The sequence below is a fragment of the Vogesella oryzae genome (genome assembly GCF_902829295.1).
GTDB classification, from domain to species: Bacteria; Pseudomonadota; Gammaproteobacteria; order Burkholderiales; family Chromobacteriaceae; genus Vogesella; species Vogesella oryzae.
The window spans coordinates 1-25,798 of record NZ_CADEPL010000052.1 but is presented as its reverse complement, the minus strand read 5'-3'; the positions used below and the strand labels follow the sequence as shown (position 1 = coordinate 25,798).

Here is a 25,798-nt window from a genome sequence, read left to right as displayed (position 1 = left end):
GCGTGCAGCGGGTCGGGGATGTTGCCGGCAGCCCAGGCTTGACGGGGGCGTCGCTTTTATCGACGATGCAACGATTCAAACAATCGTTTCACACCACCATGCACCCACTCCTCGCCAAAACCATTTTCAATCTGTGGCCACCGTTTCTGGGCGCCGGTATCCGGGTTGGCCGCATCAGTGCGGACTGGCAGCAGGTGGAAGTCCGCCTGCGGCTGGGGCTGACCAACCGCAATTACGTCGGGGTGCATTACGGCGGCAGCCTGTATTCGATGACCGACCCGTTCTTCATGCTGATGACACTGAAAAACCTGGGCAAGGATTACATCGTGTGGGACAAGGCCGGCAGCATCGATTACCTCAAGCCGGGGCGCGGCACCGTGACCGCACACTTCAAGCTGGAGCCGCAGTGGCTGGAACAGGCGCGCGCCGCCACCGCCGACGGCAGCAAGCACCTGCCAGAACTCTGCGTGGACATCACCGACCGCGATGGCGAAGTGGTGGCGCGGGTGCACAAGACGCTGTACATCCGCCGTAAAAAAGGCCGCTAGCGGCGCGTAACGGGCGGGCTACCAACACCCCGCCCCGCCGCACCTGACAGCCACGCCACGATCCAATACCATCGTGCGCACAGCCTTGGGTGCTGGTATGGCACTCGCCCCGTGACGGCGCAGCCTGTACTATTCCGTTCTTGCGCTTCTGCGGGGCCCGCCAGCACCTGCGCTGCCCCACCCACGACATTGCATGCACGGAAAAGACATGAGTACGGTAAAGCCGGTTCTTCTGCTGATTCTTGACGGTTTCGGCCATCGCCTGGAAGGCGACGACAACGCCATCCTGGCCGCCAACACCCCCAATATCGATGCCCTGAAATCCCGCTACGCCTATGGTGTGATCGACGCCTCCGAAGGCTTCGTCGGCCTGCCGTCCGGCCAGTTCGGCAACTCCGAAGTCGGCCACCTGAATATCGGTGCCGGCCGCGTGGTACAGCAGGACATCAGCCGCATCGATTGCGATATCGAAAACGGCAGCTTCGCACAGAACCCGGTACTGGCCGGCGCCATCGCCACCGCCAAGACCCAGGGCAGCACCCTGCACATCATGGGGCTGATGTCCGATGGCGGCGTACACAGCCACGAAAACCATATTTTCGCCATGATCCGTGCCGCGGAAGACGCCGGGGTTGGCCGCATCGCCATCCACGCCTTCCTCGATGGCCGCGACACCCCGCCGCGCAGCGCCGAAACCTATCTGGCACGCCTGGCCGCGGTACTGGCCGACTGCCCGCACGCCCGCGTGGCCACCGTCTGCGGCCGCTACTGGGCAATGGACCGCGACAAGCGCTGGGAACGGGTGATTACTGCCTACAACGCGCTGGTGGAAGGCCAGGGCGAGTTCAGTGCCGCCACGCCGGAAGCCGCGCTGGCCGCCGCCTACGAACGCGGCGAGAACGACGAATTCGTCAAGGCCACCGTCATCGGCGAGCCGCTGAAGATGCAGGATGGCGACGTGGTGGTGTTCATGAACTTCCGTGCCGACCGCGCGCGCCAGCTCACCACCGCGCTGACCGATCCGGCTTTCGATGGCTTCAGTGCCCGTCAGCCCAAGTTTGCGCAGTACGTGACGCTGACCAGCTACGGCGAGGCCTACAGCAACCCGGTGGCCTACGCGCCGCAGAAAATCAGCAACGGTCTGGGCGAGTACCTGTCCAAGCTGGGCCTCAAGCAGCTACGCATTGCCGAGACCGAGAAATACCCGCACGTCACCTACTTCTTCAACGGTGGCGAAGAACAGGTCTATCCGGGCGAAGACCGCATCCTGGTGGCGTCGCCGAAAGTGGCCACCTACGATCTGCAGCCGGAAATGAGCGCGCCGGAAGTCACCGACAAGATCGTGGATGCGATCAACAGTCGCCAGTACGCCGCCATCATCTGCAACTACGCCAACTGCGACATGGTCGGCCACACCGGCATCTTCGACGCCGCGGTCAAGGCAGTGGAAACGCTGGACGGCTGCGTGCAGCGCTGCGTGGACGCCATGCAGTCCATCGGTGGCGAAGTGCTGATTACCGCCGACCACGGCAACTGCGAGCAGATGCACGATGCACTGCACCACCAGGCACACACCCAGCACACGCTGGAAAAAGTGCCGTTCCTGTACGTTGGCCGCAAAGCTGCCATCAAGGATGGCGGCGCGCTGCGCGACATCGCCCCCAGCCTGCTGGCGATGATGGGTCTGGACCAACCGGCCGAAATGACCGGCCAATCGCTGATCGAGTTCCAGTGAACAAGCTGTTGTTGATCACCTTGCTGGCAAGTGCGGCCAACGTTGCCGTCGCCGCCGGCAAGTCCCAGCCGGATCCCGTTGCCCCGCAACGGGATCTGCAGGCTGTGCGCAAGCAGATAACCACCCTGCAGCAGGACATCGCCAAGAAAGAGGCGGTGCGCCAGCAGGCCGCCAGCGCGATTGCCGAATCGGAACAGGCGCTGGCGCAAACGCACCAGGCACTCAGCGCGCTGGAGCAGAAAAAAGACACCTCCAGCAGTCAGCTGGAGCAGTACCAGCAACAGCTGCAGGCCATCCGCTTCAAGGTGGCGGAAACCCGCCAGCGGGTGGGCAAGCTGCTGCAAAGCAGCTACAAGCGCGGCCAGCATGACGCCATGGCGCTGATGTTCAATCAGGCCGACCCCAACCAGGCGGGCCGCGACCTCACCTACTACACCCATATCTCCCGTGCGCAGCAACAGCTGATCGAGAAGCTGCACGAGCAGGAAATCCAGCTGGTCGCCACCGCAGAGCGGCTGGAGGATGAACTGGTGCGCCTGGGACGGCTGTCTGCCGACAAGGTGCGCGAAAAGCGCCAGCTGCAGGCCACCAAGAACCAGCACCTGGCCCAGGCCACCCAGCTGGAGGCCTCGATCCGCGCCCAGCAGGACAAGCTGCAGCAGCTGAAGGAAGACGAGAAACAACTGTCCAGCCTGATCGCCCGCATCAACGCCGACATTGAGCGCCGCCGCCAGGAAGCCATGCGCAAGGCCGCCGAGCGCAAGAAGGCACGCGAAGAAGCCAACAGGTTGGCCGCAGAAAAACACCGCCAGCAAGTGGCGGAAGCGAAAAAACAGGGCAAGGCGCCACCGCCGGAACCGAAAGCGCCGCCTCCAGTCGAAACCGTGGATGAGGTGGTAGACGGCAGTGCTGCCGGCAAGGCTTTCCGTAGCCTGCAGGGCAAGCTCAAGCTGCCGGTGTCCGGCGAAATTGCCGGCCGCTTCGGCGCCCGACGCGGCGAAGGCAACAGCTGGAAAGGCATTTACATCCGCACCGCCCCCGGCACGCCGGTACGCGCGGTGGCCGATGGCACCGTGGTTTATGCAGACTGGCTACGCGGCTTCGGCAATGCGATGATTGTCGATCACGGCGGTGGTTATCTCACCGTCTATACCGGCTTTGGCACCATGGTGCGCGGTAATGGCGCCCCGATCCGCGGCGGCGACGTGCTGGGCACCTCCGGCAGCATGGAAAGCGGCGAAACCGGCCTTTATTTTGAATTACGCTACCTGGGCAGACCGATCAACCCGCTTTCGTGGGCGCGCTGACGGCTTGCAGGCAACTGACGAGAACCCGATATGAATACACGCATCCGCAAGCTGACTCTGCTGACCACCGGCGCCCTGCTCGGCGGCGCACTCACCCTCAGCATCCAGGCTTTCGCCGACAAGGGCGACAGCGTGCTGCCGCTGAACGAGCTGCGCACCTTTGCCGAAGTGTTCGGGCGCATCAAACAGGATTACGTCGAGCCGGTTGAAGACAAGAAACTGATCAACGATGCCATCCACGGCATGCTGTCCGGCCTCGATCCGCACTCGGACTACTTCGATCCGAAGGAATTCAAGGACTTCAAGGAAAGCACCCAGGGCGAGTTTGTCGGTCTCGGCATCGAGATCAGCATGGAAGACGGGCTGGTGAAAGTGGTGTCGCCGATCGAAGACACCCCGGCGCAGAAAGCCGGCATCAAGAGTGGCGACTTCATCGTCAAGATCGACGACACCCCGGTGCGCGGCCTGTCCATCAACGACGCCGTCAAGCGCATGCGTGGCCTGCCCAATACCAAGGTCACGCTGACCATCGCCCGCAAGACGGAAACCAAGCCCATCGTGCTGACGCTGACCCGCGCCACCATCCAGACCAAGAGCGTGAAATCGCGCCTGCTGGAACCGGGCTACGGTTACATCCGCGTGTCGCAGTTCCAGGATCACACGGTAGAGAACTTCGCCACCGAGCTTGGCAAGCTTTACAAGGACAACAAGACCCCGCTCAATGGCCTGGTGCTCGACCTGCGTGACGACCCGGGCGGCCTGCTCAATGGCGCGGTAGGTGTTTCCGCCGCCTTCCTGCCCAAGGATGCACTGGTGGTGTACACCGAAGGCCGCGTGCAGGATGCCCAGATGCGCCTGTACGCCAACCCGAAATACTATCTGCGCGGCGGCAGCGACTACTACGCCAAGAGCCCGGCCGAGCTGAAATCGGTACCGCTGGTGGTGCTGGTCAACGGCGGCTCCGCCTCGGCCTCCGAAATCGTCGCCGGCGCACTGCAGGATCACAAGCGGGCGCTGATCGTCGGTACCCAGACCTTCGGCAAGGGCTCGGTACAGTCGGTACTGCCGCTGTCCAATGATGGCGGTATCAAGCTCACCACCGCACGCTACTTCACCCCGAGCGGCCGCTCCATCCAGGCCAAGGGCATCACCCCCGATATCAACGCCGAGGACAACAGCGACAACAGCTTCCGCATCCGCGAGGCCGATCTGGACAAGCACCTGAGCAATCCGAACGGCGACGCCGAAGCACCGAAGACCAGCAGCAAGCCGGCAGCAGCCCCGGCAGCCAAGCCGGCAACCAAGAATGGCGAGGGCGACAGCAACGCCAAAGCGGTTGACAGCCAACTGGAGCAGGCCTTGAATGTGCTCAAGGTGCAGCAGATCCTGCTGAAGAAAAACCCGTCCTGACGCGTCAACCCATGGTTGGGCGCCAGCGTGGAGCGCAACCATGACGCCAATGGAACACCGCAAGTGCCGCACACTTCACCTGGCCGATGCCGGACAGGTGGAGTCTGCGGCACTTTTCTTGCGCCAGCAGTTCGGCATCCAGGTACTGGCCCTGCCCCACCTGTCGCGGCTGATTCTGGTGTATGACCTGCCACAACTGACGCTGGCGCAGCTGTTGCCGGCGCTGGAGAGTGCCGGCATCACCCTCGCCGCCTCCTGGTGGCAACGCGCGCACTGCCGGCTGATCAGCTACAGCGAGGAAGTCCAGCTCGACAATATGGGCTGCAAGGTCTGCGACACCAAGTCGCGCGAGGTGTTCTGCCACATCTACCAGCAACACCCGCACGGCGACCACGACGACACCCCCGAGGAGCTGCGGCTGGAGCGCTGACCGTCGGCGGCCAACGTTGGCCGCACCATGCCCGGCCCATTCCTGCTAACCTTGCGCTTTTTCCGGCCCCTTCTGCCTGGAGCTGTGCATGCTGCATCCCGATTTTGTGCTGGCCTTCCGCGAGGCTGCCCCCTACATCAACAACTTCCGCGGCAAGACTTTCGTCATTGCCATCAACGGCGAGTGCATCGCCCGCGGCAACCTGTACGGGCTGGCGCAGGACATCAACCTGCTGGTGAGCTTTGGCGTACGCATCGTGCTGGTGCATGGCGCCCGCCCGCAGATCGACGAGCAGCTGCAAATCCGCAACCTGCCGCGCCAGTTCCACCACGGCCGCCGCGTCACCGATGCCGCCACGCTGGAAGCCGTCAAAGCCGCAGTGGGCGGCATGCGCCACGATCTGGAAGCGGTCATGTCGATGGGCATGCCCAATTCGCCGATGCATGGCGCCTGCCTGCACGTGGCCGGCGGCAATTTCGTTACCGCCCAGCCGCTAGGAGTGATCGACGGCGTCGACATGCAGTACAGCGGCCGCGTGCGCAAGATCGATACCGAGGCCATCAACAAGCGGCTGGACCAGGGCGAACTGGTGCTGATGTCGCTGATCGGCTACTCGCCCACCGGCGAGGCCTTCAACATGACCATGGAAGAAGTCGCCTGCCAGGCCGCCATCGCGCTGAAGGCCGAGAAACTGATCTTCATGGTGCAAAGCAATGGTCTGGTCGATGCCGATGGCGTGCTGCACAGCGCCATCTCGGCCGAGCAGGCGGAGGCGATCCAGCAGCGCGGCATCGACAGCGACGAGGTCAGTGTCAGCCTGCCGTATGCCATCCGCGCCACCCGCGAAGGGGTTGGCCGCAGCCATCTGGTCAGCCATGCCGAGGATGGTGCACTGCTGGTGGAACTGTTTACCGACTACGGCACCGGCACCATGATCGCCCGCGACTCGCTGGTGAAAGTGCGCGAAGCCAGCATCGACGACGTCGGCGACATCATGGCGCTGATCCGTCCGCTGGAAGAACAAGGCATCCTGATCAAGCGCAGCCGCGAGCACTTCGAGATGAGCATCCGCCAGTACTTCGTGGTGGAGCACGACGAGCGCATTTGCGGCTGCGTGGCGATGTTCAGCTTTCCGGATGAAGGCATGGCCGAGCTGGCCTGCCTGGCCGTCAGCCAGGAGCGGCGCAAGGGCGGCTTCGGTGACCTGCTGCTGAGCCATGTGGAAAAGCAGGCGCAACTGCGCGGGCTGAAGAAACTGTTCATCCTCACCACCCAGACCGCGCACTGGTTTCGCGAACGCGGCTTCAAGCCGGCAGAAATCGCTGACCTGCCGGCGGCGCGCAAGGAACTCTACAACCACAACCGCCGCTCCAAGGTATTCATCAAGCCGCTGGCTTGAGCACGGGCAACCATTCGCGCAGCAAGGTTGGTTACCCGTCATCGCTGTGTCACAATTGCCCTCTACTGTGTCAAAACTTTTAGCAAGGAATGCACCATGGCAAGAATGGTTAACTGTGTGAAACTCGGCCGCGAAGCTGAAGGTATGGACTTCCCGCCGCTGCCGGGCGCACTGGGCCAGCGCGTATTCGAGAATGTTTCCAAGGAAGCCTGGCAAGGCTGGCTGCGTTACCAGACCATGCTGATCAACGAAAACCGCCTGAGCCTGGCTGACCAGCGCGCCCGCCAGTACCTGGCCGCGCAACTGGAGGCCTACTTCTTCGGCCAGGGAGCCGACCAGGTGGCCGGCTTCACCCCGCAGCAATAAAAACGCAGCCCTCGCAAGAGGGCTTTTTTTGCCGCCCGATTAATTTAAATTGCATAAAAAATGTCCACGCCAAACGACACTCTGCTCAACCGTGAACTGGGCCTGATCGAATTCAATCGCCGCGTGATGGCGCAGGCCGAAGAAGAACGCCTGCCACTGCTCGAGCGGCTCAAGTTTCTGTGCATCGTCTCGTCCAATATGGACGAGTTCTACGAAGTACGGGTGGCGTGGCTGAAAGAAGCCGCCGAGCTGACCCCCAAGCGCATCCTGGCCGATGGCTGCACCCCGGGCGAAGTCTTGTCGCGCCTGTCGGCTGCCGCCCATGACCTGGTACACGAACAGTACCGGCTGCTGCGCGAGGAAATCCTGCCGGCGCTCCGTGAGCAGAACATCGTGTTCCTGCGCCGTAACGAGTGGGACAGCCATCACCGCGAGTGGGTGCGCAATTACTTCTTCCGCGAGCTGATGCCGATCCTGACGCCGATCGGACTGGACCCGTCGCACCCGTTCCCGCGCCTGCTCAACAAGAGCCTGAACTTCATCGTCGAGCTGGAGGGCACCGATGCCTTCGGCCGCGAATCCGGCATCGCCATCGTGCAGGCACCGCGCATTCTGCCGCGCGTGATCAAGCTGCCGGCCGAAATCTGCGGCGGCAACCCGGACACCTTCGTATTCCTGTCTTCCATCCTGCACTCGCACGTGCAGGAGCTGTTCCCGGGCATGACGGTGAAAGGCTGCTACCAGTTCCGCGTCACCCGCGACAGCGAGCTGAACGTGGAAGACGAGGACGTGAAAAACCTGCGTACCGCGCTGCAGGGCGAATTGCGCCAGCGCCAGTTTGGCGATGCGGTGCGGCTGGAAATCGCCGACACCTGCCCACAGCACGTCGAAGACTTCCTCACCGGCACCCTGAACCTCAGCAAGGAGCACGTGTTCCGCGTCGATGGCCCGGTGAACCTGGTGCGGCTGATGCAGGTGCCGGACAAGGTGGAACGGCCGGAGCTGAAATTCGCCCCGTTCCAGCCGTCGCTGCCGCTGCCGCTGGCCAACAAGACGCCGCTGTTCGACGCCATCCGCCAGAACGACATCCTGCTGCATCACCCGTTCCAGAGCTTCCAGCCGGTGATCGACCTGCTCAACGAGGCCGCCACCGATCCGGACGTACTGGCGATCAAGATGACGGTGTACCGCACCGGCACCGACTCGGTGCTGATGGAATCGCTGATTGCCGCCGCCCGCGCCGGCAAGGAAGTGACCGTGGTGGTGGAACTGATGGCGCGCTTTGACGAAGAGGCCAACATCAGCTGGGCCAACCGGCTGGAAGACGCCGGCGCCCACGTGGTATTCGGCGTGTTCGGCTACAAGGTGCATGCCAAGATGCTGATGGTGGTCCGCCGCGAACAAAGCCAGCTCAAGCGCTACGTGCATCTGGGCACCGGCAACTACCACCCGCGTACCGCGCGGCTGTATACCGACTTCGGCCTGCTCACCGCCAACGAGGAAATCGCCAGCGATGTGAACGACCTGTTCGTGCAGATCACCGGCCTGGGCCATGCCGGCGAGCTCAAGCACCTGTACCAGTCGCCATTCACCCTCAACAACATGCTGATGAGCGCCATCGACCGCGAGATCCAGCATGCGCAGGAAGGCAAACCGGCACACATCATCGCCAAGATGAACGCGCTGCTGGAGCCGCAGATGATCAACGCGCTGTACCGCGCCAGCCAGGCCGGGGTGAAGATCCAGCTGATCATCCGCGGCGTGTGCGCGCTGCGCCCCGGCGTGGACGGGCTGTCGGAGAACATCACCGTGCGCTCCATCGTTGGCCGCTTCCTGGAACACACCCGCGTGTTCTACTTCCTCAACGACAAGGCGGAGAACCTGTTCATCGCCAGCGCCGACTGGATGGGGCGCAACCTGTTCCGCCGCATCGAGACTTGCGTGCCGATCCTGGATGCCAAGCTCAAGCGCCGCATCATCAAGGAAGGCCTGAAGATCTACCTGGAAGACAACGCCAATACCTGGGAAATGCAGCCAGATGGCAGCTACCGCCGCCGCGTGGCACGCGGCAAGGGCCGCTGCGCGCAGGAAATCCTGATGCAGGAATACACCAGCTGATCCGCTCTTGAAGGTTGGCCGCAACACGGCGCGGGCGGAACTTTACCGCCGGCGCCGTATTCTTTTCCGGTATTACCCGTGACTGGAGCAACACGATGGACTGGAGCTGGCTGGGTTACGCCCTCGCCGTGATACTGATGCTGGCCGGCCTGGCCGGCACGCTCTACCCGGCGCTGCCGGGCTTGCTGCTGCTGGGTGGCGGCATGCTGCTGGCCGCCTGGCTCGGTGACTTCAGCCATGTCGGCATGTGGCCGCTGATCGTGATCGGCATGCTGGTGGTACTGGGCATGGTGGTGGAGAACCTGGCCGGTTTGCTCGGTGCCAGGAAAAGCGGCGCCAGCCGTCAGGCCCTGATCGGCGCGTTTATCGGCGGCGTGGTGGGCATGTTCCTCGGCCTGTTCGGCGCCATCATCGGGCCGATAGTCGGTGCGGTGATCGGCGAACTGCAGGCGCGGCGCTCGCTGCCACAGGCCGGTAAAGTCGGCCTCGCCACCCTAGCCGGTTTTATCGCCGGCACCGCGGTGAAAATCGCCTGCGCCTTTGCCATGCTGGCGGTGTTTGCCGGCGCCCTGCTGTTTGGCGGGCCTGCCGCCGGCTAGAACGGCGCCGGACAGCAGATGTCCAGCAGCGCCCCGCTCTGCGGGTGCGGTAGTTGCAAACGGCTGGCGTGCAGCATCAGCCGCGGCGCGGCGGCCAAGCCCTCAGCCGTGGCGTACAGGCCATCGCCCAGGATCGGATGTCCCAGCGCCTGCATGTGCACCCGCAGCTGGTGGGTGCGGCCGGTGTGCGGCAGCAGCGCCACCCGGCTGCAGCCGTTGGCCGCATCGTAGTCCAGCGCCTGCCAGTCGGTGCAGGCAGGCTTGCCCAGCAGCAGGTCCACCTTCTGCCGTGGCCGGTTGGGCCAATCGCCAATCAGCGGCAGCGTGCTGCGGCCCTCGCCGCTCAGCCGGCCTTCCACCAGCGCGGTGTAGCACTTGTGTACAGCCCGCCCGGCAAACAGTTGCGACAGCGTGCGCTGCATCTCGGCCCCGCGAGCCAGCAGCAGAATGCCGGAGGTGGCCATGTCCAGCCGGTGCACGATCAGCGCCTCCGGAAACTGCCGCTGCGCACGGGCGATCAGGCAGTCATCAAAGCCCTCGCCCCGCCCGGGCACGCTCAGCAGGCCGGATGGTTTGTCCACCGCCAGCAAGGCATCGTCCGCGTACAACAGCGTCAGGCCGTTATCCGGCGGCGGGGTGTAGTGTTGCAGGGTATGGGCAGACATGGCGGTGGTTGGTGACGGACAGCCGGCAATTATCGCGCAAGCCTGTCCTTGCCGTCAGCGGCTCTTGAAAAGTACGCCGCCAGCCAGCACTGTGTCATGACTGGCGCCAGCCGCCGCATAACAACAGAGGACACCATGCCGGAACGTTTCTATCTCGACCCGTACCAGACTTCCCTCGCGACCACCGTCGTCAGCCATGACGATGCCGGCATCGTGCTGGCCGACACACTGTGCTACCCGCTGGGTGGCGGCCAGCCTGGCGACAGTGCCAGCCTGCAGCTGGCCGATGGCAGCAGCATCACCATCAGCGATACCCGCCGCGACAAGCTCAGCCGCGCCATCGTGCACCAGGTGCCGGCAGACACGCCAAGGTTGGCCGCCGGCTGCGCGGTCACCCTGCAGCTGGACTGGGCGCGCCGCCACCGCCACATGCGCATCCACACCTGCCTGCATCTGCTGTCCTGTGTGATCAAGGCCGGCGTCACCGGAGGCAACCTCAGCGCCGAATCCGGCCGTCTGGATTTCGACCTGCCGGAAGGCATGGAGCTGGACAAGGATCACATCGAGCGCGAGCTGAACGCGCTGATTGCGGCGGATCATGCGGTGAGCGTGCAGATGACCAGCGGTGCAGCGCTGAAAGCGCAGCCGGAGCTGATCAAGACCATGTCGGTCACCCCGCCGCTGGAGCTGCCGGAAATCCGCCTGGTGGCCATCGACGGCATCGACCTGCAACCCTGTGGCGGCACCCATGTGCGCAGTACCGGCGAGATCGGCCCGGTCGTGGTGAAAAAGATCGAGAGCAAGGGGGCGCGCAACAAGCGGGTGGTCATCGCCCTCGCCGACGCGGCCTGAGCCGCCGTGGGCTGCGGCCAACCCCTGCCCACCTGTCAGTGCGTGACGGGTGGCGAACGGCGGCAGCGGCTGGCTACACCCAGCCCAGCGCGCCGAGCAGGCCACCCACCGCCAGCAGCCACAGCGGGTTGATGCGCAGCCGCCATGCCAGCACGGCAGTAGCGGCACACAGCAGCAAACCGCGCGTTCCCGGCGTAATCGCGTGCAACATGGCGCTGGCGCCAGCCAGCACCAGCCCCACCGTCAGCGGCGCCAGCCCGCGCTCGATCGCCAGCGCCAGCCGGCTACCCTGCACCCGCTGCCACCAGCGCGCCACCACAAAGCTCAGCAACGACGAAGGCAGGCAGATACCCAGCAGGCTGATGGCGGCGCCGGACACGCCGGCCATCTGCCAGCCGATCAGGCTGACAAACAGCACGTTCGGCCCGGGAGCGGCCTGGGCAATGGCAAACAGGGCGGCAAACTGCGAGCCGGTCAGCCAGCCCAGCTCGCCCACCACGGTGCGGTGGATTTCCGGCACCACCGAGTTGGCGCCGCCAACCGCCAGCAGCGAAAACTCGGCAAACAGGGTAAACAGGGTCCACAGCATCATGACACGCGCTCCGGCCAGTGCCAGGCCAGCGCTACGCCCAGCGGCACCAGCAACAGCAACACCAGCAGCAAAGAAAGCTTCCACACCGCCACCGCCAGAAAAGTCAGCAGCACCAGCGCCCACGGCAACTGCCGCCGCGGCAGCCGCGTCGCCAGCTTCAGCGCCATGCCGAGCACCAGCCCGATCCCCGTCGGCGCCAGACCGCGCAACAGCCCCTGCACCAGCGGCTGCTGCTGGTAACTGGCATACAGCGCCGCCAGCAGCAACACCACGCCCAGCGGCGCCAATAGCAGCCCGGCACAGGACACCAGCGCGCCACTGGCGCCATGAAAGCGCGCCCCTACCGCCACCGCGACATTGACGATGTTCGGTCCGGGCAACACCTGCCCCAGCCCCAGTACCTCGGCAAACTGCTGCTCGGTAAGCCAGCGCCGCTGCTCCACCAGCATGTGTTGCGCATGCGGCATCACGCCGCCGAAGCCGGCCAGCCCCACCATAAAGAAACCGGTAAACAAGGCCCGCCGGTCAGGCACCACAGTCGTCATCATGGCCTTGAGCTTAGTCTGGCTGGCGGCGGTAGCACAAACGAGTTTTTTCGCCACTCATTGTGCAATAAACTCACATAGATGAACCGACGCCTGCCTCCGCTCAACGCCTTGCGCGTATTCGAAGCCGCCGCCCGCCAGGAAAGCTTTTCCGCCGCCGCCGAGCAGCTGAATGTGACCCACGGTGCTGTCAGCCGCCAGATCAGCCAGCTGGAAGCGTGGCTGGGGGTAGCGCTGTTTGTGCGCCACGGCCGCCGGGTGCAATTGAGCGATGCCGGCCGCCAGTATCTGCCGGTGCTGCAAAGCGCGTTCGACAGCATCGCCACCGCCACCGAAAAACTCACAAGCAGCCGGCCGCGACTGCTGCGCATCAACGTCACCCCCACCCTGGCGATGCACTGGCTGCTGCCGCGGCTGACCCGCTTCCAGCGCCGCCATCCGGGCGTGGAACTGCGGCTGGCTACCTCGGACGCCGCCATCAACAACCAGCATGCCGATTTCGACATCGCCATCCGCCGTGGCAATGACCACTGGCACGGCTTTGTGTCGCACGCCTTTCTCACCGAGCACGAGTTGCCCGCCATCAGCCCGGCGCTGCTGGCGCGGCAAGCGCTGCACAGCGCAGCGGATCTGGCGCAGCACACCCTGCTGCACTCGGAAACCCGGCCGGTGGCCTGGGAGCGCTGGCTGGCGGCAGCCGGCGAACCGGCATTGCAGGCGGCCGGCCACCAGCATTTCGACCATTACTATCTGGCGCTGCAGGCCGCCATCGACGGCCTGGGCGTTACGCTGGGGCCGCTACCGGTAATCGAAGAATTGCTGGCCAGCGGCAAGCTGGTCACGCCGCTGGATGGCCCGCGGGTACGGGTACGCGGGTATTCCTGGGTATTGCCGCTGGCGTTGGCGGAAGACCCGCTGTGCGCGGCATTCTGCGCCTGGCTGGAAGAAGAAGGCGGAGAGTAGCAAAACGATGCGGCCAACGTTGGCCGCATGCGCTCAGCCCGCCAGTGGATGGAAATGCAGCCGGCGCATGTCCGGCAGCCCGCCGGCAAACGGCAGCGCCACCTCGCCCTGCAATAGCGGTTGCAACCAGGCACGACAGGCCGGCGTCACGTCCAGCCCGTCGGCAGCGATGAACGCCGCCGGCAAGGCGCGCTCCAGATTGGCCACCGCCGCCAGCGGCTGCGGCACGACCTGCCAGTCGCAACCCTGCGCCGAGCTTACCCGTTGCAGCGCCGCCATCACCCCGCCCTGTCCGGCCAGTGCCCACTGCACCGCCATACGGCCAACCTCGTACGCCAGCCGCGCGTCCACCGCCGACAACAGATGCCGCGCCGCACGCTGCAGGCAATCGGCCACCGCCACATGCGCATGCAGCTGCAAGCCCTGGCGGATGCGCTGCGCCAGCCATACGCCGGCCCCGCCCAGCTGCTCGTGGCCATACACCTTGTCGGCGTGCATCTGCGCCACAAAGCGGCCATCGGCACTGCGCAAGCCTTCCGACACCACGATGGCGCAATAGCCCTGCGCATCGACCTGCCGGCGCACGGCGGCAAACAGCCGCGCCTCGTCGTAGGCCACCTCCGGCAGCAGCAGCAGCGGCGGCGCCTCGTCCGGCAGCGCCGCCAGCGCGCCGGCTGCCGTCAGCCAGCCGACATGGCGGCCCATGGCTTCCAGGATGAACACCCGCCCCTGCGCCATGCTGCGCATGTCGAACAGCACTTCGCGGAGGCTGCTGGCCAGGTATTTGGCGGCAGAAGGAAAACCCGGACTGAAGTCGGTGGCTTCCAGATCGTTGTCGATGGTCTTGGGAATGCCCACCACCGTCAGCGGCAGGCCGAAGCGGGTGCCCAGTTGCTGCAGCAGCAGCGCGGTTTCCATCGAACCGTTGCCGCCGTTGAGCAGAATCTGGCGGATGTCGAAACGCTGCAGCACCGCGGCCAACTGCTGCCACTGCTGCGGGTCATCCGCCAGCGGCGGCAGGATGTCGCGGCTGCTGCCGAACGCCGCCCCCGGCAGGTGCGCCAGCCGGGCAATGTCGGCGGCGGCTGGCGCGGTGCAGTCCAGCAGCCGGCCGGCCATCAATCCGGCCAGGCCGTCGGCAGCGGCGCACACGGCGATGCCCTGTGCGCGGGCGGTTTCGATGACGCCTTGCGCCGAGATATTGAGTACGGCGGTGGGGCCGCCGGATTGCAGATACAGCAGACGGGACATGATGCGGCTACGGCAGGGAGATACTCCGATTGTAGCCGCGCCATGCCGTCGCTGGCGCTAGTTGGCCGCCGCCGCGCGCCACACGACCGGAAACCAGTCCTCGCGCATGCGCTCGCCGCTGTGCAGATCAATGCCGGGGAACGGCGGCGAGGTGCGCCCCGGGCGCTGCTCGAAGCGCACATCGTCGCCGAGGAAACGCGCCGAGAACGCGCGGCGGCGGTTGCCGCCCTGATTGCCGGCGGCACCATGCACGGTGCGGAAGTCGAACACCACCGCATCGCCCGGCTGCAGCTCCGGCGCCAGGATGGTGTAGTTGCCATTCTCGACATCCGGCATTTCCATGTAATCGTCTTCGCCGGCAAAGAAGTTCTCGTTGCTGGCCCAGCGCTTGGGACGCACCAGCTTGGGCCAGCGGTGCGAGCCCAGCACCACGCGCAGGGTGTTGTCGGCCTGCACCGGGTCCAGCGGAATCCAGTAGCTGGCGGTCTGCTCGCCGCTGACACAGTAGTACGGGATGTCCTGATGCCACGGCGTCGGCTTGGTGGTACCCGGTTCTTTCACCAGGATGTGCTCGTGGAAAATCTGCACCTGCTGCGACTGCATCAGCCGCCCGGCAATGCCGGCGGCCGGCGAATCGTGAATGAAGCGGCTGAATGGTGCGATACGTTGCCAGTTGCAGTAATCCTCGAAGAAACGGCCGGCTTCGCCGCTGCCGGTGTTCTCGATGGCAAACGGGCTGGGCGCGGCCAACACCTGCTCGAAACCGTCGCGCAGGGTATCGATCCAGTCGCGGAACACGCCGCGCAGCACGATGACGCCATCGCGCTGGAAATCTTCAAGTTGTTGCTGACTGAGGCTGACTGTGGACATGGCACGCTCCGGTGGGTGGGTAAGCCTGGCCAGTATCCCTGCCGCTCGGGTAATAATAAAAATATCCGTTTTCTATTCTGCAATATCGGAAATCATGATCACCTTCTCGCTGCGCCAGCTGGAATACTTTGTCGCCACCGCCGAACACGGCGGGGTAAATGCCGCCGCCCGCGCGCGCCACGTGTCGCAGCCATCGGTCTCGCAAGCCATCGCCGAGCTTGAGCGCACGCTGGGCGCTGCGCTGTTCCGCCGCCAAGCCAGCCGCCGGGTGGAGCTGACCGATGCCGGCCAGCAGGTGCTGCAGCAGGCGCGCCAGCTGCTGGCCCTGGCTGCATCGCTTGGGCAGCAGGATGCCGCCGCCCCGCTGCGCGGCCAACTGGCGCTGGTGTGTTTTCAGGATCTGGCACCGTATTTCGCGCCGCGGCTGCTGGCCGGCTTCCGCCGCCAGCACCCGCAGGTAGAGATCACCCTGCTGGAAGGCGATCTGGCCAGCGTGCAACGCGCGCTGCGCAGCGGCAAGGCCGAGCTGGCACTGACCTACGAACTGGCCACCGATCCGCAGATGCCGCGCCAGGTGCTGGCCGAGCTGCCACCATACGCGCTGCTGCCGGCCGATCATCCGCTGGCGGCGCAGGACACGGTATCGCTGCAACAGTTGGCCGCAGAGCCGCTGGTGCTGGAGGACATCCCGCACAGCCGCGAATACCTGCTGTCGCTGTTCTGGCAACAGCAGCTGACGCCACGGGTGGTACAGACGGTGCAGAGCTTCGAGATGCAACGCGGGCTGGTGGCACATGGCTGCGGCGTGGCGCTGGCCTGCACCCGCCCGCAGGGAGACCACAGCTATGACGGCCTGCCGATTGCCTGCCGCCCGCTGCGGGAGCCGCTGCCGCCGCAACGGGTGGTGCTGGTCCAGGCCACCGACTCGCCACTGGCCAGCGCGTTCAGCCAGTGGGCCATTGCCGGCATGGCGGCGCGCTGAGTCGACAATCCGCTGCCGCGGTCTACACTTAATCGTTCCCACCGCCCACAGGAGACGTCATGTCCGCGCCGGCAAACAGCGACCCGCGAGAACTGCAGCTCACCCGGCTGCTGCCCGCCACCCCGGAACAGGTCTACCGCGCCTGGACCGACCCCGTGCTGCTGTGCCAGTGGTTTGCCCCGCTGCCCTACACCACGCCGCATGCCGAGCTGGATGTCCGCCCCGGCGGCAGCAACCTGGTGGTAATGCGCGATCCGGACGGCAACGACTACCCCAATGCCGGCGTCTACCTGGAGGTGATTCCCGGCCGCAAGCTGGTCATCACCGATGCCTACAGCTCGGCGTGGCAACCGGCGGCCAAGCCGTTCATGACCCTGATCCTCACCTTCGAGGCGGAAGCCGGCGGCACGCGCTACACCGCGCTGGTACGACACTGGAGCGTGGCCGACCGCGAGGCGCACGAGGCGATGGGCTTCCATGCCGGCTGGGGACAGGCTACCGACCAGCTGGCCGCCGTGCTGGCCCGGCTGTAGCTCGCTACCAGGTTGGCCGCAACGGCGGACTGACACTGACCGCTTCGCAATCACGTCGTCCCGCCTCCGCGCCGGGGCGCGATGCAAGGAGAGCACCATGAGCAACGCCCCCAAGATTCTGGCTTTCGCCGGTAGCGCGCGAAAGGACTCCTGGAACAAGAAACTGGTCGCCATCGCGGCGGAAGGCGCAGCGATCGCCGGCGCCGAAGTGACACAGATCGATCTGCGCGATTTTCCGATTCCGCTGTACGACGGTGACGACGAGAGCGAATACGGCATGCCGGCGCATGCCATGACCCTGCGCGAGCTGCTGCTGGAACATCAGGGGCTGCTGATCGCCTCACCGGAATACAACGGCTCGATCTCGCCGCTGCTGAAAAACCTGATCGACTGGACCTCGCGCCCGCTACCGGGTAGCAACGGGCCGTCGCCGTATTCCGGCAAGGTCGCCACCCTGCTGAGCGCCTCGCCCGGCGGCTTTGGCGGCCTGCGCGGGCTGGTGCATGTGCGCGCCATCCTCGGCAACCTCGGTGTCATCGTGCTGCCGGAGCAACTGGCGGTCGGCAGTGCCCACGAGGCCTTTGCCGCCGATGGCAGCATGGCCAGCAGCAAGCAGCAGACCGCAGTGGAAGAGCTGGGCGCCGGCCAGGCGCGGCTGCTGGCCAAACTGCATGGCCTGACCCTGTCCACCGGCTGCAGCGAGCGCCGCCACGACATGACCCGCCTTCGCTGAGCGCTACACGTTGGCCGCATCGATGCGGCCAACCTGGCAGCAAAAAGGCCATGACATCTGTCATGGCCTGTTGTCATCCCGCCACCCCGGCGGAAAGTGACGACATCAGATGTCGGCTTCCACCTCGTTGCCTTTTTCTTCCATCCAGCTGCGACGGCTGGAGGCCTCGCCCTTGCCCATCAGCTTGATGAACATGTCGCGGGTTTCCTGCAACGCGCCCGGGCGCACCTGCACCCGCGACAGGCGACGGGTGTCCGGATTCATGGTGGTGTCCTTCAACTGCTCCGGGTTCATCTCGCCCAGACCCTTGAAGCGCGAGATGCTCCAGGCGTTTTCCTTCACCCCTTCGCTGCGCAGGCGATCAAGAATCGCGGTCATCTCGCCCTCGTCCAGCGCGTACATCTTGCGTGGTGGACGATTCTTGCCCTGCCCCGGCACGTCGACACGGAACAGCGGCGGCTGGGCGATGTAGATGTTGCCCTGCTCGATCAGGCGCGGGAAGTGGCGGAAGAACAGCGTCAGCAGCAGCACCTGGATGTGCGAGCCGTCGACGTCGGCATCGGACAGGATGGCAATCTTGCCATAGCGCAGACCGGACAGGTCCGGCGTATCGTCCACGCCGTGCGGGTCCACGCCGATGGCGACCGCGATGTCGTGGATCTCGGCGTTGGAGAACAGCTGGTCGCGGTCGGTTTCCCAGCTGTTGAGCACCTTGCCGCGCAGCGGCAGGATGGCCTGGTATTCCTTGTCGCGCGCCAGCTTGGCCGAGCCACCGGCGGAGTCACCTTCCACCAGGAACAGCTCGTTGCGCTCGATGTCCTCGCTCTCGCAATCGGTGAGCTTGCCCGGCAACACTGCCACGCCGGAGCCTTTTTTCTTTTCGACCTTCTTCACCGACTTGAGGCGGCTCTGTGCCTGGCGAATCGCCAGTTCGGCAATCTTCTTGCCAGCCTCCACATGTTGGTTCAGCCACAGTTCCACCGGGTCGCGCGACAGGCCGGAGATCAGTTTCAGCGCATCGCGGCTGGTGAGTTTGTCCTTGGTCTGGCCCTGGAACTGCGGGTCCAGTACCCGTGCCGACAGCACGAAGCGCACCCGGCTCCACACGTCCTCCGCCATCAGCTTCACGCCGCGTGGCAGCAGGTTGTGGTGGTCGATGAAGCTCTTTACCGCCTCGTACACGCCAGCGCGCAGACCGGCCTCGTGGGTACCGCCGGCCGGCGTCGGAATCAGGTTGACGTAGCTTTCACCGCTGGCGCCGTCCTCGAACCAGGCCATCGCCCACTGCACCCCTTCGCCGCGGGCGAACTGTTCGTGGTCGTCGCCGATATAGGCTTCGCCGGCAAACAGCGGCGCCACCGGGTCATCCTCGCCGCACAGCTCGGCCAGATAGCTCTTCAATCCTTCCGGGTACTGCCAGACTTTCACCTCGTCGCCACTGGGACGCTCCACGGTCAGCGTTACCGCCACCCCCGGCAGCAACACCGCCTTGGCGCGCAGCAGGCGCTCCAGCTCCTGCATCGAGTAGCGCGGGCTTTCGAAGTACTTGCCATCCGGCCACACCCGCACGCGGGTACCGCTGGTGCGCGGACCGCAGTCGCCGACGCGCGCCAGCGGTTCGATGACGTCACCGCCGGCAAACACCAGCCGGTGCACCCCGCCCTCGCGCTTCACTTCCACTTCCAGCCGGGTGGACAGCGCATTGGTTACCGACACGCCGACGCCGTGCAGACCGCCGGAGAAGGCGTAGGCGCCGCCATCCTTCTTGTTGAACTTGCCGCCGGCATGCAGGCGGGTGAATACCAGCTCCACCACCGGCACGCCTTCCTGCGGGTGCAACCCCACCGGGATGCCGCGGCCGTCGTCTTCCACCGTCAGCGAACCATCCTGATGCACGGTCACCGCGATCTTGCGGGCGAAACCGCCCAGCGCCTCGTCGGCGGCGTTGTCGATGACTTCCTGACAGATATGGGTCGGGTCGGTGGTGCGGGTATACATGCCGGGCCGCTCTTTGACCGGCTCCAGCCCCTTGAGTACCCGTACCGAGGATTCGTCGTAATTTTGTTGTGTCATGGCTGTCATTCAGATTCAGTAACGCGCCGCCTGTAGCGTCGCGAGTTGCCGGTTATGTGCCGGAATCAGCGTCAACTGCGCCAGCAAGGCGCCACACAGCGCCAGAAACATGTCCCACTGGGTGTCCCACGGATCGCCCTGGGTAGCAAGAAAGGCATCGGCACCAGAGCCAAGCGCCAGCGCGGTCCACCATTCGATCAGCTCGTACAGTGCGGAAAATGCCAGGCAGAAGCAGGTGGTCAAAAACGCCAGCCAACCGCCACGTAACGGTGTCCGGCGGCTGAGCACCTCGCGCGCCAGTAATGCCGGAAAGAAACCCTGTGCCAGATGGCCGATGCGGTCGTAATGGTTGCGGCTGAAGTCGAATACCTCCTGCAGCCAGAAACCCACTGGCGTCAGTGCGTAGGTGTAGTGCGCTCCGATCAGCAAAATGATGGCGTGCAGTGCCATCGACCATGCGGCCAACCTGGTCCACGGGAATCGCCCCCACAGCAGCCAGACTAGTGGCAGCCCGACAACGGCAGGCAGTGCCTCCAGCCACCAGGTGCCGACATCGTGCGGCTGCCATGCCGACCAGGCAGCAACAACGGCCACGGCTGCAAATGCAGCGCGTGGCCGTGGGAAAGAAGAGATCATCACGAGTCCGGCCACTCCGGGCTAGGGCGCGTCGCCCCCGCCTGTCCGTTTCAGATAGTCGCTGTAGCTTTCCACCCCTTTAAGGAAGCGGGTCAGCTCGGTCAGCGCACGCTCGTACACATCTTTCTTGAATTCAATCACCGCATCTACCGGCGCCCAGTAGTCGTTCCAGCGCCAGCCATCAAACTCGGGGTGGTTTGTCGCCCGCAGGCAGACATCACACTCGCGGCCAACCATGCGCAACAGGAACCAGATCTGTTTCTGGCCGCGGTAGCTACCGCGCCACTCGCGACGCACCCAGTTGGTAGGCACGTCGTAGCGCAGCCAGTCGCGGGTGCGGCCCAGAATCTTGACATGTTGCGGCAGCAGGCCGACTTCTTCCAGAAGCTCGCGGTACATGGCGGCTTCGGGGCTTTCGCCAGGTTTGATGCCTCCTTGCGGAAATTGCCACGAGTGCTCGCGCACCCGCTTGCCCCAGAACACCTCGTTCTTGCCATTGACGAGGATGATTCCGACATTGGGGCGATATCCGTCCCGGTCCAGCATGGAAAAACCTGTAGTTCGTTAGTTGGCTCGATTTTTGCACATTTCGCTTTTCCGCGCCATGCACCACTTTTTTGCCCCTCAGTGGCGCGAGTGGCACACCGTAAAGCGATTTGCCTCGCCTGACGTTAAATAAAATTGACGAAATAATTGATTTTCGAATAAAAAAATAAACGCCACTCCACTTGGAGCCACTCATGGACTGCAGTTCCGCACTTTTGTCATGCCGCAGCGGTAGCCAGCTGTCGCTTGGCGTGTTCGAGCAGCCGCTCAGTGCCACCGGAAACCGTGCTGCCTAGCACTGTATCCCTTCACACTGACCACGCAATGGAACTGTCTCTATGAGCCAAACACGCCAGGACTGGCTGCAAAAACACGCCATCACCCATATCGAATGCCTTATCCCCGACCTGAACGGCCTGCCCCGCGGCAAGCTGGTACCGGTCAGCCACTATCCGAACAACGGCCTGCTACGTTTTCCGCAGGTAAGCCTGCTGCAGACGCTGATGGGTGACCCGCAGCAGCAACTGGTACCGGAATGCGATCCTGACATGGTATTGCAGCCCGATGACCGCAGCCTCGCCCTGAAACCGGGCAACGGCCGCAACATCGCCCAGCTGATTCACGATTGCCATTACGAAGATGGCCGCATGGTGCCATTTGCGCCACGCAGTGTGCTTCAGCATGTATTGCAACAATACCGTCAGGCGGGACTCCACCCGCAAGTCGCGCCGGAAATCGAGTTCTACCTGCTGAACAGCGATGGCCTACAAACTGAAACCACAGGCCCCGCCTACTCGCTGGATCATGCCCAGCGTCACGAAGGTTTTTTTGCACAACTGGAACAGCACTGCCATTTGCAAGGCATCGCAACGGATACCCTGCTGCACGAGGTCGGCAATGGACAATACGAACTCAATCTGCAACATGGCGATGCACTGGCGCTGGCAGATCAGGTATTTCTGTTGAAACGCACCCTGCGCACCTTGGCCAGCGAACATGGCATGAAGGCCTGCTTCATGGCCAAACCATTTTCTGGCCAGGCCGGCAGTGCCATGCACATCCACCAGAGCCTGCTTGATGAGTCCGGCCGCAATGTCTTCAGTCGTGACGATGGCGACGAGCATCCTCGCTTCCGCCATTACATCGCCGGACTGCAGCAGCACTTGCCTTCTGCCATGGCATTGATGGCTCCGAATCCCAATTCCTATCGCCGGCTTGCGGCCAACACCGCGGCGCCGATCAATGTGGAGTGGGGTTATGACAACCGTAGCTGTGGTCTGCGTGTGCCTGCGTCACCACCGCGCGCACGCCGCGTGGAAAACCGCTTGCCCGGCATAGACTGCAATCCTTACCTGGCGCTGGCTACCACCTTGGCCTGCGGCTTGCTTGGTCTGCAGGCAGAGCAGCCAGCAACTCCGCCACTGCAAGGCAGTGCCTACGACAAACAGGCGGCCTTGCCGCAGGATCTGGCCGTTGCACTGGATATGCTGGATAGCAACCAGCCGCTACAGCAAGTATTGGGCAGCGAGTTTGTCGGCCAGTTTATTGCGATCAAACGCCTGGAATTGGCTGACTTCCAGCAGCAGATTACCGCTTGGGAACGCAACTATTTGCTTGAACAAGCCTGAATCGTGCCAATGGTTTAGTCCATTGCACTAAATGATCCATCAGTGTTGTCATCTCCCCCTTGGGGAGGTTTAATTAATGGGCTTGTTGTATATGCCCTAATAAGCTTCTACGAAGTACTTCAAGGAGAAACCATGAAGAAATCTATCCTGGCTTTGTCGCTCGGACTGGCCTTGGCTGGCATCACCGGCAGTGCTGCCGCTGCCGCGACCAAAGTACTGAACGTTTACAACTGGTCGGATTACATCGCGGAATCCACCATTCCGAACTTCCAGAAGGCCACCGGCATCAAGGTTCGTTATGACGTGTACGACAGTAACGAAATCCTGCAGGCCAAGATGCTGACCGGCAAATCCGGTTACGATCTGGTGCATCCTTCCAATACTTTCCTGGCCAAGCAGATTCAGGGCGGTCTCTATCAGCCGCTGGACCGCAGCAAGATTCCGAACTACAAGAACCTTGATCCGGACCTGATGAAACTGATGGCATCCTTCGACCCGGGCAACAAGTTCGCGGTACCGTACTTCTGGGGCGTCAACACCATCGGCATCAACGTCGACAAGGTAAGCAAGGCGCTGGGCGGCAAACTGCCGGATAACCAGTGGGACCTGCTGTTCAAGCCCGAATACCTGTCCAAGCTCAAGAGCTGCGGTGTAAGCATGCTGGATTCGCCGGCCGAGGTTTTCCCGGTAGTGCTTCATTACATGGGTAAAAATCCGGGCAGCACCAACGAAGCCGACTACAAGGCAGCGATGGAGCTCCTGAAGCCGCTGCGCAGCAGCATTACCCGCTTCTCTTCTTCCGGTTACATCAACGAACTGGCGGGTGGTTCGCTGTGCATGGTGCTGGGTTACGGTGGCGACCTGAATATTGCCAAGAAACGTGCCGCAGAAGCCAAGAATGGCGTGAAAGTAGAGGCACTGGTACCGAAGCAAGGTGTGGCGATCTGGGTTGACAGCATGGTTATCCCGAAAGACGCCCAGAACGTAGACAATGCCTACACCTGGATCAACACCATGCTGGATCCGAAGGTCGCTGCGGCCAACGCCAATGCAGTATCGTATGCTCCGGGCAGCCTGCCGGCCCGCCAGTTTATCGACAAGGCCAGCCTGAGCAACCCGTCCATCTTCCCGAGCAAGGAAGTCATGAACGCCAGCTTCGTGATGCCAAGCATGGATCCGAAGACCCAGCGCCTGACCACTCGCATGTGGCAAGCGTTCAAGACCGGCAAGTAAGAAGACAGGGCCGGCTTAGCCGGCCCTTTTTACTGGTACAAGTGTTAGCATGATCACTTGTTTCAACTGTTGATCTGCTCATGCCGTTCTTCTCCCGCAAACCTGATCTGGGAACCCTGCCAGGCTTCTTCATGCCTGCAGGCTGCATGCAAACGCTGCATTCGGCCAGTGAATTCCGCCAAGTATTGCTGACACTCATCCGCGGCGCTCAAACCCGCATCCATCTGGCCGCACTTTACTTGCAGCAAGATGAGGCCGGAGAAGAAATTCTTGACGCGCTATTCCAGGCTGCGAGCAATAACCCGCAATTGGATGTGCGTGTCTTTGTGGATGCCCATCGCGCGCAGCGGGGGCTGATCGGCCAAGGGCGGAAGGCAGGCAATGCCGCCTGGTATCGGTCAAGAGCACAGCAACACCCTCTGCCCAACCTTGCCATTCACGGCGTGCCGGTACAGCGCCAAGAACTATTTGGCGTGATGCACCTTAAAGGCTTCGTCATCGATAACGACGTGCTCTACAGCGGGGCCAGCCTCAACAACGTATATCTGCATGTGGGCGAGCGCTACCGCTTCGACCGCTACCATCTGTTTCACCATCCGGAACTCGCCGACAGCCTGTCCCATTTCCTGCTTTCGCAGCTTGCTTCTAGCCCGGCGGTACTTCGACTGGATCAACCACTCGATGTAGACAAGCGCGAGCAACGGCAACAGGTTAGCCAGCTGCGCAACAAGCTCTCGCAGCAACAATACGCGGCCCCATCTGCGCGACCTGCAGGCACCAGTATCCATCCGATCATCGGACTCGGTCGCGGCAACCGCTTCAATCGTCTGCTACTGCAACTTCTCCAGCAACCACAGCAACAACTTGTAATCTGCACCCCCTATTTCAATTTGCCACGCAGCGTATTACGGCAAATAGATGCCCTGCTTGCCCGCAACGTCCACGTAGAAATCATCAGCGGCGATAAGCAGGCAAACGACTTTTACATTCCCCCCGATCAGCCATTCAAGTTCATCGGCTGCCTGCCTTATCTGTATGAAATCAACTTGCGCCGTTTCGCGCGCAAGCGGCAATCCTTTCTACAAAGCGGCCAACTTACCCTGCGCCTGTGGAAACATGACAGCAACAGTTTTCACCTGAAAGGGGCATGGGTAGACCAGCAGTACATGCTGATTACCGGCAACAACCTGAACCCGCGAGCGTTCACCCTCGACCTTGAAAACGGCCTGCTCATCCACGATCCACAGCAGGCGCTGCAAAGCCAGATAGCGGAAGAACTGACATCGATACGCCGGTATAGCACCGTGCTGAGCCATTACCGGCAATTGCAGAAACTGCATGATTACCCGGAGAGAGTACGCAAAATTCTGGGGCGCCTTGGAAAGCTTCGGATAGACCGCCTCTTTTACCGTCTACTCTGACTAATATTTGACCGCATATTTTGCATATACGTTAAGTCGCCTCAGGGCTTTAAGTAGGAAAGCCAAAGCCCGCGCATGCGGGCTTTCTGTTTGGTGGCGGCTTGCGGGCAAGGTTGGCCACCGCGTGCGTTGGTGGACGTCGTCAGCACAGGACAGTGCCGCGTCGCACGAGCTACTGCTTTCCCCATGCCCAAAGCACAAAGCCCAGCTTGATCTCTCAAGCTGGGCTTCTTGTGGGGGAGTCTGGCGGTGTCCTACTTTCACACAGGTATCTGCACTATCATCGGCGCTGAGGCGTTTCACGGTCCTGTTCGGAATGGGAAGGCGTGGGACCACCTCGCTATGGCCACCAGACATAAACTG

The 25,798-nt window shown here is 63.3% G+C and carries 25 protein-coding genes and 1 rRNA gene; 17 read left to right on the top strand and 9 right to left on the bottom strand.

Going from position 1 to position 25,798, the window contains the following annotated elements:
* Window positions 1-98 precede the first annotated feature (98 nt).
* The 9 genes from HU218_RS13670 (at window position 99) to HU218_RS13630 (ending at window position 9,912) form a co-directional block, all read left to right on the top strand.
* Window positions 99-548 carry a DUF4442 domain-containing protein gene (locus tag HU218_RS13670; protein WP_174875489.1) on the top strand — a complete coding sequence of 150 codons (450 nt, stop codon included), beginning with the start codon at window positions 99-101 and terminating at the stop codon, window positions 546-548.
* Between the two features lie 208 nt (window positions 549-756).
* Window positions 757-2,283, top strand: a complete 1,527-nt coding sequence (gene gpmI / locus HU218_RS13665) for a 2,3-bisphosphoglycerate-independent phosphoglycerate mutase (RefSeq protein WP_174875488.1) — start codon at window positions 757-759, stop codon at window positions 2,281-2,283.
* Window positions 2,280-3,590: a murein hydrolase activator EnvC family protein gene (locus HU218_RS13660; protein WP_174875487.1), complete on the top strand. Its 1,311-nt coding sequence runs from the start codon at window positions 2,280-2,282 to the stop codon at window positions 3,588-3,590. Before gpmI ends, HU218_RS13660 begins: the two co-directional genes overlap by 4 nt.
* A gap of 30 nt (window positions 3,591-3,620) precedes the next feature.
* Window positions 3,621-5,000 carry a S41 family peptidase gene (locus HU218_RS13655; protein ID WP_174875486.1) on the top strand — a complete coding sequence of 460 codons (1,380 nt, stop codon included), beginning with the start codon at window positions 3,621-3,623 and terminating at the stop codon, window positions 4,998-5,000.
* 40 nt (window positions 5,001-5,040) lie between these two features.
* On the top strand, window positions 5,041-5,430 hold the full coding sequence (locus tag HU218_RS13650; protein WP_174875485.1) for a hypothetical protein: 390 nt from the start codon (window positions 5,041-5,043) through the stop codon (window positions 5,428-5,430).
* Between the two features lie 88 nt (window positions 5,431-5,518).
* The gene (argA, locus tag HU218_RS13645; protein WP_174875484.1) at window positions 5,519-6,829 is read left to right on the top strand and encodes an amino-acid N-acetyltransferase; all 1,311 of its coding nucleotides are present in this window, start codon (window positions 5,519-5,521) and stop codon (window positions 6,827-6,829) included.
* Window positions 6,830-6,925: 96 nt separating this feature from the next.
* A complete protein-coding gene (locus HU218_RS13640; RefSeq protein ID WP_088965124.1) occupies window positions 6,926-7,195 on the top strand; it encodes an oxidative damage protection protein in 270 nt (89 codons plus the stop codon).
* Window positions 7,196-7,255: 60 nt separating this feature from the next.
* Window positions 7,256-9,313: a polyphosphate kinase 1 gene (gene ppk1, locus HU218_RS13635; RefSeq protein ID WP_174875483.1), complete on the top strand. Its 2,058-nt coding sequence runs from the start codon at window positions 7,256-7,258 to the stop codon at window positions 9,311-9,313.
* Window positions 9,314-9,408: 95 nt separating this feature from the next.
* Window positions 9,409-9,912, top strand: a complete 504-nt coding sequence (locus HU218_RS13630) for a DUF456 domain-containing protein (RefSeq protein WP_174875482.1) — start codon at window positions 9,409-9,411, stop codon at window positions 9,910-9,912.
* On the opposite strand, the gene HU218_RS13625 is transcribed toward HU218_RS13630, so the two are convergent.
* Window positions 9,909-10,577: a pseudouridine synthase gene (locus HU218_RS13625; RefSeq protein ID WP_174875481.1), complete on the bottom strand. Its 669-nt coding sequence runs from the start codon at window positions 10,575-10,577 to the stop codon at window positions 9,909-9,911. The genes HU218_RS13630 and HU218_RS13625 overlap by 4 nt on opposite strands.
* A 96-nt stretch (window positions 10,578-10,673) precedes the next feature.
* On the opposite strand from HU218_RS13625, the gene HU218_RS13620 reads away from it, so the two are divergent.
* Window positions 10,674-11,429, top strand: a complete 756-nt coding sequence (locus HU218_RS13620; protein ID WP_246211154.1) for an alanyl-tRNA editing protein — start codon at window positions 10,674-10,676, stop codon at window positions 11,427-11,429.
* A gap of 73 nt (window positions 11,430-11,502) precedes the next feature.
* Here HU218_RS13620 and HU218_RS13615 read toward each other — a convergent pair whose 3' ends face one another.
* Window positions 11,503-12,021 (bottom strand): chromate transporter, encoded by a 519-nt coding sequence (locus tag HU218_RS13615; protein WP_217450834.1) that lies wholly within the window; start codon window positions 12,019-12,021, stop codon window positions 11,503-11,505.
* Window positions 12,018-12,569 carry a chromate transporter gene (locus tag HU218_RS13610; protein WP_174875480.1) on the bottom strand — a complete coding sequence of 184 codons (552 nt, stop codon included), beginning with the start codon at window positions 12,567-12,569 and terminating at the stop codon, window positions 12,018-12,020. The genes HU218_RS13615 and HU218_RS13610 overlap by 4 nt, the downstream gene beginning before the upstream one ends.
* A 78-nt stretch (window positions 12,570-12,647) precedes the next feature.
* Between HU218_RS13610 and gcvA the strand changes: the two genes are divergently transcribed.
* Complete coding sequence (gene gcvA / locus HU218_RS13605) at window positions 12,648-13,529, top strand: transcriptional regulator GcvA (protein ID WP_174875479.1); 882 nt, start codon at window positions 12,648-12,650, stop codon at window positions 13,527-13,529.
* A 33-nt stretch (window positions 13,530-13,562) separates the two neighbouring features.
* Here the strand turns inward: gcvA and HU218_RS13600 are convergent, their stop codons facing one another.
* Window positions 13,563-14,780: a 6-phosphofructokinase gene (locus HU218_RS13600; RefSeq protein ID WP_174875478.1), complete on the bottom strand. Its 1,218-nt coding sequence runs from the start codon at window positions 14,778-14,780 to the stop codon at window positions 13,563-13,565.
* A gap of 57 nt (window positions 14,781-14,837) precedes the next feature.
* Window positions 14,838-15,650: a phytanoyl-CoA dioxygenase family protein gene (locus HU218_RS13595; RefSeq protein WP_174875477.1), complete on the bottom strand. Its 813-nt coding sequence runs from the start codon at window positions 15,648-15,650 to the stop codon at window positions 14,838-14,840.
* 94 nt (window positions 15,651-15,744) lie between these two features.
* Here HU218_RS13595 and HU218_RS13590 point away from each other — a divergent pair, with 94 nt between their 5' ends.
* The 3 genes from HU218_RS13590 (at window position 15,745) to HU218_RS13580 (ending at window position 17,898) form a co-directional block, all read left to right on the top strand.
* Window positions 15,745-16,632, top strand: coding sequence for a LysR family transcriptional regulator (locus HU218_RS13590; RefSeq protein ID WP_174875476.1), 888 nt, complete (start codon window positions 15,745-15,747; stop codon window positions 16,630-16,632).
* A gap of 59 nt (window positions 16,633-16,691) precedes the next feature.
* Window positions 16,692-17,165, top strand: a complete 474-nt coding sequence (locus tag HU218_RS13585; RefSeq protein ID WP_174875475.1) for an SRPBCC family protein — start codon at window positions 16,692-16,694, stop codon at window positions 17,163-17,165.
* 97 nt (window positions 17,166-17,262) lie between these two features.
* Window positions 17,263-17,898: an NADPH-dependent FMN reductase gene (locus HU218_RS13580; protein ID WP_174875474.1), complete on the top strand. Its 636-nt coding sequence runs from the start codon at window positions 17,263-17,265 to the stop codon at window positions 17,896-17,898.
* A 105-nt stretch (window positions 17,899-18,003) separates the two neighbouring features.
* On the opposite strand, the gene parE is transcribed toward HU218_RS13580, so the two are convergent.
* From parE to HU218_RS13565, 3 genes are read right to left on the bottom strand one after another with little or no spacing between them, the layout of a single operon-like run.
* A complete protein-coding gene (gene parE / locus HU218_RS13575; RefSeq protein WP_174875473.1) occupies window positions 18,004-19,971 on the bottom strand; it encodes a DNA topoisomerase IV subunit B in 1,968 nt (655 codons plus the stop codon).
* Between the two features lie 15 nt (window positions 19,972-19,986).
* Window positions 19,987-20,607: a DUF2238 domain-containing protein gene (locus HU218_RS13570; RefSeq protein WP_174875472.1), complete on the bottom strand. Its 621-nt coding sequence runs from the start codon at window positions 20,605-20,607 to the stop codon at window positions 19,987-19,989.
* Between the two features lie 21 nt (window positions 20,608-20,628).
* On the bottom strand, window positions 20,629-21,153 hold the full coding sequence (locus HU218_RS13565; protein ID WP_174875471.1) for an RNA pyrophosphohydrolase: 525 nt from the start codon (window positions 21,151-21,153) through the stop codon (window positions 20,629-20,631).
* Between the two features lie 338 nt (window positions 21,154-21,491).
* On the opposite strand from HU218_RS13565, the gene HU218_RS13560 reads away from it, so the two are divergent.
* The 3 genes from HU218_RS13560 (at window position 21,492) to pssA (ending at window position 25,435) form a co-directional block, all read left to right on the top strand.
* Complete coding sequence (locus HU218_RS13560) at window positions 21,492-22,781, top strand: glutamine synthetase family protein (protein ID WP_174875470.1); 1,290 nt, start codon at window positions 21,492-21,494, stop codon at window positions 22,779-22,781.
* A gap of 132 nt (window positions 22,782-22,913) precedes the next feature.
* Entirely contained in the window at window positions 22,914-24,014 is a 1,101-nt protein-coding gene (locus HU218_RS13555) for a polyamine ABC transporter substrate-binding protein (protein WP_174875469.1), read from the top strand.
* An 80-nt stretch (window positions 24,015-24,094) separates the two neighbouring features.
* A complete protein-coding gene (gene pssA, locus HU218_RS13550; RefSeq protein WP_174875468.1) occupies window positions 24,095-25,435 on the top strand; it encodes a CDP-diacylglycerol--serine O-phosphatidyltransferase in 1,341 nt (446 codons plus the stop codon).
* Window positions 25,436-25,676: 241 nt separating this feature from the next.
* Here the strand turns inward: pssA and rrf are convergent.
* Window positions 25,677-25,789, bottom strand: a 5S ribosomal RNA gene (gene rrf / locus HU218_RS13545).
* Window positions 25,790-25,798: the final 9 nt, after the last annotated feature.

Coding starts and splice junctions, on each gene's coding strand:
- HU218_RS13670 (WP_174875489.1), top strand. CDS start 99: ATGCACCCACTCCTCGCCAAAACCATTTTCAATCTGTGGCCACCGTTT.
- gpmI (WP_174875488.1), top strand. CDS start 757: ATGAGTACGGTAAAGCCGGTTCTTCTGCTGATTCTTGACGGTTTCGGC.
- HU218_RS13655 (WP_174875486.1), top strand. CDS start 3,621: ATGAATACACGCATCCGCAAGCTGACTCTGCTGACCACCGGCGCCCTG.
- HU218_RS13650 (WP_174875485.1), top strand. CDS start 5,041: ATGACGCCAATGGAACACCGCAAGTGCCGCACACTTCACCTGGCCGAT.
- argA (WP_174875484.1), top strand. CDS start 5,519: ATGCTGCATCCCGATTTTGTGCTGGCCTTCCGCGAGGCTGCCCCCTAC.
- HU218_RS13640 (WP_088965124.1), top strand. CDS start 6,926: ATGGCAAGAATGGTTAACTGTGTGAAACTCGGCCGCGAAGCTGAAGGT.
- ppk1 (WP_174875483.1), top strand. CDS start 7,256: ATGTCCACGCCAAACGACACTCTGCTCAACCGTGAACTGGGCCTGATC.
- HU218_RS13630 (WP_174875482.1), top strand. CDS start 9,409: ATGGACTGGAGCTGGCTGGGTTACGCCCTCGCCGTGATACTGATGCTG.
- HU218_RS13625 (WP_174875481.1), bottom strand. CDS start 10,577: ATGTCTGCCCATACCCTGCAACACTACACCCCGCCGCCGGATAACGGC.
- HU218_RS13620 (WP_246211154.1), top strand. CDS start 10,674: ATGACTGGCGCCAGCCGCCGCATAACAACAGAGGACACCATGCCGGAA.
- HU218_RS13615 (WP_217450834.1), bottom strand. CDS start 12,021: ATGATGCTGTGGACCCTGTTTACCCTGTTTGCCGAGTTTTCGCTGCTG.
- HU218_RS13610 (WP_174875480.1), bottom strand. CDS start 12,569: ATGATGACGACTGTGGTGCCTGACCGGCGGGCCTTGTTTACCGGTTTC.
- gcvA (WP_174875479.1), top strand. CDS start 12,648: ATGAACCGACGCCTGCCTCCGCTCAACGCCTTGCGCGTATTCGAAGCC.
- HU218_RS13600 (WP_174875478.1), bottom strand. CDS start 14,780: ATGTCCCGTCTGCTGTATCTGCAATCCGGCGGCCCCACCGCCGTACTC.
- HU218_RS13595 (WP_174875477.1), bottom strand. CDS start 15,650: ATGTCCACAGTCAGCCTCAGTCAGCAACAACTTGAAGATTTCCAGCGC.
- HU218_RS13590 (WP_174875476.1), top strand. CDS start 15,745: ATGATCACCTTCTCGCTGCGCCAGCTGGAATACTTTGTCGCCACCGCC.
- HU218_RS13585 (WP_174875475.1), top strand. CDS start 16,692: ATGTCCGCGCCGGCAAACAGCGACCCGCGAGAACTGCAGCTCACCCGG.
- HU218_RS13580 (WP_174875474.1), top strand. CDS start 17,263: ATGAGCAACGCCCCCAAGATTCTGGCTTTCGCCGGTAGCGCGCGAAAG.
- parE (WP_174875473.1), bottom strand. CDS start 19,971: ATGACACAACAAAATTACGACGAATCCTCGGTACGGGTACTCAAGGGG.
- HU218_RS13570 (WP_174875472.1), bottom strand. CDS start 20,607: ATGATCTCTTCTTTCCCACGGCCACGCGCTGCATTTGCAGCCGTGGCC.
- HU218_RS13565 (WP_174875471.1), bottom strand. CDS start 21,153: ATGCTGGACCGGGACGGATATCGCCCCAATGTCGGAATCATCCTCGTC.
- HU218_RS13560 (WP_174875470.1), top strand. CDS start 21,492: ATGAGCCAAACACGCCAGGACTGGCTGCAAAAACACGCCATCACCCAT.
- HU218_RS13555 (WP_174875469.1), top strand. CDS start 22,914: ATGAAGAAATCTATCCTGGCTTTGTCGCTCGGACTGGCCTTGGCTGGC.
- pssA (WP_174875468.1), top strand. CDS start 24,095: ATGCCGTTCTTCTCCCGCAAACCTGATCTGGGAACCCTGCCAGGCTTC.